This window comes from Pseudomonas sp. 2822-17 (assembly GCF_002742485.1).
Lineage (GTDB): Bacteria > Pseudomonadota > Gammaproteobacteria > Pseudomonadales > Pseudomonadaceae > Aquipseudomonas > Aquipseudomonas cyclaminis.
Map to the genome: position 1 here is coordinate 172,338 of NZ_LJRZ01000537.1, position 7,471 is coordinate 179,808.

The 7,471-nt window shown below is 61.4% G+C and carries 6 protein-coding genes; 3 read left to right on the plus strand and 3 right to left on the minus strand.

Translation table 11 applies throughout. The annotated features are described in order from the left end of the window. Positions 1-50: 50 nt before the first annotated feature. Together AOA60_RS23075 and AOA60_RS23080 are read right to left on the minus strand one after the other, a co-directional pair. Entirely contained in the window at positions 51-1,373 is a 1,323-nt protein-coding gene (locus AOA60_RS23075) for an ATP-binding protein (protein WP_099586383.1), read from the minus strand. Next, on the minus strand, positions 1,370-2,050 hold the full coding sequence (locus AOA60_RS23080) for a response regulator (RefSeq protein WP_099586384.1): 681 nt from the start codon (positions 2,048-2,050) through the stop codon (positions 1,370-1,372). Before AOA60_RS23080 ends, AOA60_RS23075 begins: the two co-directional genes overlap by 4 nt. A 176-nt stretch (positions 2,051-2,226) precedes the next feature. On the opposite strand from AOA60_RS23080, the gene dsbD reads away from it, so the two are divergent. The 3 genes from dsbD to dsbG are packed head-to-tail and all read left to right on the plus strand — an operon-like array spanning position 2,227 to position 5,542. Continuing rightward, positions 2,227-3,954 (plus strand): protein-disulfide reductase DsbD, encoded by a 1,728-nt coding sequence (gene dsbD / locus AOA60_RS23085; protein ID WP_099586385.1) that lies wholly within the window; start codon positions 2,227-2,229, stop codon positions 3,952-3,954. Then, positions 3,954-4,805 (plus strand): TlpA disulfide reductase family protein, encoded by an 852-nt coding sequence (locus AOA60_RS23090; protein ID WP_099586386.1) that lies wholly within the window; start codon positions 3,954-3,956, stop codon positions 4,803-4,805. Before dsbD ends, AOA60_RS23090 begins: the two co-directional genes overlap by 1 nt. Next, positions 4,781-5,542 (plus strand): thiol:disulfide interchange protein DsbG, encoded by a 762-nt coding sequence (gene dsbG, locus AOA60_RS23095; protein WP_099586387.1) that lies wholly within the window; start codon positions 4,781-4,783, stop codon positions 5,540-5,542. The genes AOA60_RS23090 and dsbG overlap by 25 nt, the downstream gene beginning before the upstream one ends. A gap of 111 nt (positions 5,543-5,653) precedes the next feature. Here the strand turns inward: dsbG and AOA60_RS32725 are convergent. Beyond that, positions 5,654-7,471: hypothetical protein (locus tag AOA60_RS32725; protein WP_158235046.1), on the minus strand; the 1,818-nt coding region annotated here is incomplete at its 5' end.

Consider the following 7,471-nt stretch of genomic DNA (forward strand, 5'->3'; position numbering starts at 1 on the left):
ACTTGAACGTCAGGAGGGTGGTAATTATTTGGCACTTGAAAGGACGGCGTTCAGCGTCGCAGCGGCATGCCCAACTCGACACGCAGGCCATCGGCCTGGCTGTCGAATGTCAGTGAACAGGAGCAGCGCTGCACAATTGCTTGCACGATCGCCAGGCCCAGGCCGCAGCCTTCGCTGTTGCCATTGCGCCAGAAGCGCTGGGTCAGGTATTGCAGGTCTTCACTGGAAATCTGCTTGCCATAGTCGCGCACGCGGAACACCACTTGATCTGGCGCGGTGAACACACTCAGCTCTACCCGCGTGTCCGCCGGCGTATGGCGCAAGGCGTTGTCCAGCAGGTTACGCAGGGCGGCAACCGCCAGGCCCACGGGCATTTCCACCGGGGCAGCGGACAGGTTGTGCGGCAGGATCAGATCGATGCGCGAATTATCGCCAGCATTGGCATCCTGGATCGCCAGCCGTGCGACTTCTTCGGCGCTGGACTGCAGGCCATCGTCAAACGACAGGCTGCCTTCCACCCGGGCCAACAGCAGCAACTGCTCCAGGGTACGGTGCAAGCGGTCGGCGCCCTCCTCGGCGTGGGCCAGGGACTGGTCGCGGGCCGCGCCTTCGGTCATGCGCGCCACTTGCAGGTGGGTCTTGATCGCCGTCAGCGGGCTGCGCAGTTCGTGGGCGGCATCGCCGGTGAGACGGCGTTCACGCTCGATGGTCTTGGCGATGCGTTGCAACAGTTGGTTCTGGGTGTCCAGCAGCGGTTTGAGTTCGCTGGGCAGCGGGTGGATCTGCAGCGGTTCGAGGGAATCGGCACTGCGCCGCATCAGCGCGTCGCGCATGCGGTTGAGCGGCAGCAGGCTCTGGCCGATGCCCAGCCACAGCAGGCACAGGCAACCGAGCATGGCCACGCCCACCGGCACCGACGCCGCCAGCAGGATCGACAGGTTCAGGGCCTCGCGCTCAACCTGGCGGTCGGCGGTGGTAATGAGCAGGTCGCCACGGGACAGGGTAAAGCTGCGCCAGCCCACGCCGTCGATCATCTGGTCGCGAAAACCGCTGCGTTGCGACTCCAGGCCCTGATCCGGCGTGGTGTGGCTGCGCGCCAGGATTTCCCCGCGCAAGGAACTGACCTGGCAGGCCATGCCGCCCGGCACGTGCAGTTGCTCGGCACTGAAATGCGCGCCGCCGCTGACACTGGCCAGGCCCGGCATCTGCTCGGTGAGCCCCGCCACCATGCGTGCCGACGCCACCAGGCGCTGGTCGAGGGAGAACATCATCTGGTTGCGCAGGTCGTTGAGCATCCAGGCCGCTGCCAGGGCCCAGATCAGCACGAAGGCGGCGCCGAGCTTGAAAGTCAGGCGCAGGCGCAGGCTTTTCACGAAGCGTTCTCGCCGTCATCCGCCGGGCCCAGGCGATAGCCCAGGCCGCGCACGGTCTCGACAATGCCATTGCCCAATTTGCGCCGCAGGTGGTGGATATGCACGTTGAGGGCGTTGCTCTCCAGCTCATCGTTGAAGCCGTAGACGCTGTCCTTGAGCTGCTCGCTGGACAGCACACGGCCCTTGTTGTGCAGCAGCGCCTGCAGCAGCGCTTGTTCACGCCGGGACAGATCCACCGGCTGGCCGCCCAACAGGGTTTCGCGGCTGCTGGGGTCATAGGTCAACCGGCCATGTTCGATCAGGTTGACGCTGCGCCCCGCCATCCGGCGCAGCAGGGTTTGCAGGCGGGCAGCCAGTTCGCGCAGGTCGAAGGGTTTGAGCAGGTAGTCATCGGCGCCGGCTTGCAGGCCGTCGACGCGGTTGGTCACCGAATCCCGCGCAGTGAGGATCAGCACCGGAATCTCCAGGCCCTGGCTGCGCAGTTGCTGCAACAGCTTGAGGCCGTCTTCGTCGGGCAGGCCGAGGTCGAGCACCATGATGTCGAAGGTCGCCGCCTTGAGCATCGCCCGCGCAGCCGCCGCCGTGGCCACGCGCTCAACCGTAAAGCCCTGGGCGGTGAGGCCGGCCACGATGCCGCTGGCAATCAGTTCGTCGTCTTCACAGACCAGTACGTGCATGGTGAACCCTTCATGAAAGATGGGGGGATTAAAGGTGCAGCGGATTAAGCGCAGATTATGCCGTGAAAAGAGTCACGCTCAGATATTCCGTACACTTTAGAATAGCCCTCGGTTAATCATCGGTTAATCAACGCCACACATTGTGTGCCTCACTTGTATCGGACTAAGGCTTGACCATGCGGCATCTGTTTACCTTTCTGCTGGTGTTGTTCGCCGGGTTGGCCCAGGCCGCGCCGGGCAACCCGTTTGAGACCAAACCCGATTTCCTCCCGGTGGGCAAGGCCTTTACCTTTACTTCCGAACGTCTTGAAAGTGGCGAGACCCAGTTGTATTGGCAAATTGCCGACGGTTATTACCTGTACAAGCAGCGCATGAAGTTCGAAGGCCTGGCCGCCCAGCCGGCACTGCCGCAAGGCGAGGCCCATAGCGACGAGTTCTTTGGCGAGCAGGAAGTGTATCGCCAGGGCCTGGAAGTGAAGCTACCCGCCGGGGCCACCGGCCAGGTCAAACTGGGCTGGCAGGGCTGCGCCGATGCAGGCCTGTGCTACCCGCCGCAGTCGATCACTGTAGACCTGGGCGGCAACCCCGCCGTCGCCGCCACCGCGCAAGCCCAGGACCAGAGCCTGGCCAGCGGCCTGCAACAGCGCAGCCTGGGCTGGAGCCTGCTGGTGTTCTTCGGCCTGGGCCTACTGCTGGCATTTACGCCGTGTTCACTGCCGATGCTGCCAATCCTCGCCGGCCTGGTGGCGGGCAGTGGCGCCAGTCCTCGCCGTGGTTTTGCCCTGGCCAGCAGCTACGTGGTGTGCATGGCGCTGGTGTATGCGGCGCTCGGCGTATTGGCGGCATTGCTCGGCGCCAATCTCGCCGCGCTGCTGCAAACCTCCTGGATTCTCGGCAGTTTCGCCGCGTTGTTCGTGATCCTCGCCCTGCCGATGTTCGGCTTCTTTGAACTGCAACTGCCCGCCTTCCTGCGCGATCGCCTGGACAACGTCAGCCGCAAGCAAAGCGGTGGCAGCCTGATCGGCGCCGGGGTGCTCGGCGCGCTGTCCGGCCTGTTGGTCGGGCCTTGCATGACCGCGCCACTGGCGGGCGTCCTGCTGTATATCGCGCAAAGCGGCAATGCGCTGCACGGTGGTTTGATCCTGTTCTACATGGGCATCGGCATGGGTGTTCCACTGTTGCTGCTGGTGACCGTGGGCAACCGCTTCCTGCCCAAGCCGGGCAACTGGATGAACGTGCTCAAGGGCATCTTCGGCTTCCTGTTCCTGGGTACCGCCGTGCTGATGATTCGCCCGGTGGTCGGCGAAAGCCTGTGGATCGGCCTGTGGGGCGCATTGGCGCTGGTGATGGCCTACTGCGGCTGGACCCTGGCCCGCGAGTACGGCCTGGCGGCCAAGGTATTCGGCGCCGGTTCCCTGGTGCTGGGCCTGTGGGGCGCAGTGCTGGTGGTGGGCGCGGCCGGTGGCGGCGACGATCTGTGGCAACCGCTGAAGGTGTACCGCGGCGCGCAGGTCGCCGGTGCGCCCACCGCCCATGACGCCTTCATGACCATCAACGACCCCGCCGTCCTGCAAAATCAACTCGACAGCGCCAAGGCCCAGGGCCAATGGGTGCTGGTGGACTACTACGCCGACTGGTGCGTGTCGTGCAAGATCATGGAAAAACAGGTGTTCGGCCAACCCAAAGTCCTCGACGCCCTCAAAGACGTACGCCTGCTGCGCCTGGACGTCACCGCCGACAATGCCGCCAGCCGCGAACTGCTGGGCCGCTACAAAGTACCGGGGCCACCGAGCTTCGTCTGGATCGGCCCCGACGGTGAAGAGCGCCGCGCCCAACGCATCACCGGCGAAGTGAATGCCGACGCCTTCCTGCAACGCTGGACCCAAGCCCGGGACGCCCTCTGATGCTGACCCTGACCATCGGCACCTTCGCCATCGCGCTGAATCACATTCTGCTGATCAGCGCGTTGATTCTCGCCACCCTGGTGGGCTGGCGCGTGGCCAAGCGTGGCGGTGAGAACCCGGAATCGGTGCTGTTCAGCCTGTTCCTGCTGGGCATGCTCGCGGCACGCGTCAGCTTTGTGCTGATGTACTGGAGCTACTACAGCAACGACTGGCTGCAGATGGTCGACCTGCGCGACGGCGGCTTCCTCGCCTGGCCCGGCATCATCGCCCTGATCCTCGGTGCGCTGGCCTACGGCTGGCGCCGCCCGGCGCTGCGTAAGCCACTGAGCGCCGGGGTCATCACCGGCCTGCTGTTCTGGGGCATGACCAGCCTGTCCTTGAGCGTGTATGAAAAAGGCACGCGCCTGCCGGACATCACCCTGCGCAACGCCAATGGCGAAGTGGTGCAACTGGCGGATTACCAGGGCGGCCCGCTGGTGATCAATCTGTGGGCCACCTGGTGCCCGCCCTGCCGGCGCGAAATGCCGGTGCTGGAAAGTGCCCAACGCATGCGCCCTGACGTGACCTTCCTGTTCGTCAACCAGGCAGAAAGCATGCAAAGCGTCAGCACCTACCTGGCCACCCAGGGCCTGAACCTGGACAACGTCCTGTTTGACGCCAGCGGCCGCCTCGGCCAGGCCGTGGGTTCCATGGCCCTGCCGACCACCTTGTTCTACCAAGCCGACGGACGCCTGATCAACAGCCACTTGGGCGAGTTGTCCCAGGCCAGCCTGGCCCGTGCCATGGAACCCTTCGACACCGCCCCTGCTGCCACAAGGAAACCGACATGCCAAGCCTCCGCCACCTGCTGACCCTACTGCCGCTGACGCTGGCGGCCACCCTGGCCCAGGCCGAAGACTGGCCGGCGCCGATCAAACAGATCGAAGCCAAGGGCGCCAGGATCATCGGCAAATTCGACGCCCCCAGCGGCCTTACCGGCTACGCCGCGCAATACCAGAACCGCGGCATGGCGCTGTACCTGGCCGCCGACGGCAAAAGCGTGATCGCCGGCAACCTGTACGACGCCCAGGGCAATGACCTGAGCACCGCGCCCCTGGAAAAACTGGTGTACGCGCCGATGGCCAAGGAAGTCTGGGCCAAGATGGAAAAAAGCAGCTGGATCCAGGACGGCGACGTTAAAGCGCCACGCATCGTCTACCTGTTCAGCGACCCTAACTGCCCGTACTGCAACATGTTCTGGGAACAGGCGCGGCCATGGGTCAAGGCCGGCAAGGTGCAGTTGCGCCACATCATGGTCGGCATCATCCGCGAAGACAGCGCGGCCAAGTCCGCCGCCCTGTTCGCCGCCAAAGACCCGCAAAAAGCCCTGGAAGAACACGAAGCCGCCGGCAAGGGCAGTAAATTGCAGGCAATGGCGAAGATCCCGGCCGATATCGAAGCCAAGCTCGATGCCAATATGAAGTTGATGGATGAGCTGGAGTTGTCGGCGACGCCGGCGATTTTCTACCTGGATGACAAGGGTGGCTTGCAGCAACAGCAGGGGGCGCCGTCGCCGGATAAGTTGGTGAAGATATTAGGGCCGAAATAATGCCGACAGGTTCGTGCGGGAATGACAAATGTGCCACCCGCACAACTATCGAACACTTCTACTCAAAAAAATAGAAGTGTTCGACTTTACTCCGTCGTTTAGAGCTTACCGTTACACCTCTCTCACATAAATCTTATCCAAGAGATAATCGTTCCCTATACCAGTGTAAACATGAGAGTAGATGTTCAGCGACATGCTCGCTGAGGTCGCTGTGAACGTGCCCGTCAGTGCGGCCCAAACCATATTTGGAAAATCAGTTTGCGCGGTAACAGGAACACTATTTACGTTCAACGAAAAACGCGGAGCAGCACCTGCCAGATTGAAACGCTTCACCGCAATACTGAAACTATATTTGCGACCTACCTCGAATCCATGAATGGCTTTTGACAATAAAACGCCATTACTGGTCTCTGAATAGGTGTAATTAAACAAACACCCGTTACCGTCCTCTTCCCGATGATGTACCAAGTCCCTTGGGTCCGCCGCCGCAGGCCCCCGCTGCCAACCGTTGAGATCTCCATTAGCAGTAAAGTCCGATAGATCGCGGAAGGGTTTAGTGAACTTCAGGTTCAATACGGGGAACGTAATCGCATTGCTCTGAACACCACCGACATCTGGCGTCGCCATGTATTCAACCACCAACGGAGTTAAGTTACGCAACTTCTCCAGCTCTGCACGTGGAAGTAGTTTTTCCAAGCCACCGGACAGATCACTAGAGGTGATCGGTGCGGCAATTGCCACATTGATGGTGTAAGGGGATCCATTCGCGTCGGCGGTGCCCGTACATTTGAGCCATCCGACCTGCCCTAACAATATGAACCACCACTTTTCCACTGTGATATGAGCATCACCGGCAAAAGCACGCAAATCTAAAACCCCACCTTGAGTGGCGTATGGCGTGGCCTCCCTCACTGCGGGAGTGGGTAGACGCACCGGCTTACTGATCTTCAAGTTCAAAGGCGGCGAGGTCTGCACCTTGCACGCTGTATTCACGGTATAGGTGATTGGCACTGTTTTACCCATGCTTTCGATCACCGCTTCCGCCGGCAGCTCAAAGATCACAGCGCCCGCTGTACTCCCCGGTTTGGAAGCCAGCGGCCAGCAAGTACCGTCCGCCTTTTTCCAGCAAAGACTGATGGAGTGCTTGGGGTTGTTGCCGACGTAATCCACTTTGACCTGTACACCGTTACGCCCATTCCAGGCAGTCAAATCAGAGCCCACCGCTTCGACAACTTCAGGCGCAGGCAGGACCAGAGCCTCTTGCTCGATTTCAAACGCCTGGGCCGGAAATGCATGAGCCTCTGCCAAATCATCGGCATCACAAAAGGTCGCTGAAAAATGCAGTTCAAAACTGCTGCAATCCGCCAGCTTTTGCAGCTCTGCCCTCGGGATAGACGCATCAACCCCATGCGTCTTCCAGTCATCCGTAACAGCGGCATTCGTCAAAATGTCGAACCGGTAAGCGCTGCCGTCTTCACGCGTCCCCGTGATCCACATCCAACACGTGTTCGAGCACTCTGCATAATCCCAGACGGGCACAGTCGCCATTGCATCCCCTGCGAACGTGCGCAGATCCACTTTACCGTCCGTTGCCTCTTCAATGCCCGAGTGGGGGAATTGAGGCACCAAAACGCTGACCACCTGTTCGGGCGATCGCTGTGAGGCCTCACCATTGGGGGTCTTGACCGTGTAGTCCAGCGTCATCGGTTTGTTGAAGAAACAAGCGATGATGCAGGGCGACAGCTTGACGGATGCCAGGTCCCCGTCATTTTCAATCGTTACACAGCCCAGCGGCTCAGGCCCGTAACCCGCCCCACTGGCATAAAAACAGACATGGTCACCGGCATACGTCTCCAGCGCTGGGGTGTCTACATTGCCGCCTTGCTTGGTCAATTCTGGGTTCAGACACCACTCGCCGTTGTATTCCGG

Bases quoted from the DNA above. Each gene is read 5' to 3' on its own strand.
- AOA60_RS23080 (WP_099586384.1), bottom strand. From the start codon at position 2,050: ATGCACGTACTGGTCTGTGAAGACGACGAACTGATTGCCAGCGGCATC.
- dsbD (WP_099586385.1), top strand. From the start codon at position 2,227: ATGCGGCATCTGTTTACCTTTCTGCTGGTGTTGTTCGCCGGGTTGGCC.
- AOA60_RS23090 (WP_099586386.1), top strand. From the start codon at position 3,954: ATGCTGACCCTGACCATCGGCACCTTCGCCATCGCGCTGAATCACATT.
- dsbG (WP_099586387.1), top strand. From the start codon at position 4,781: ATGCCAAGCCTCCGCCACCTGCTGACCCTACTGCCGCTGACGCTGGCG.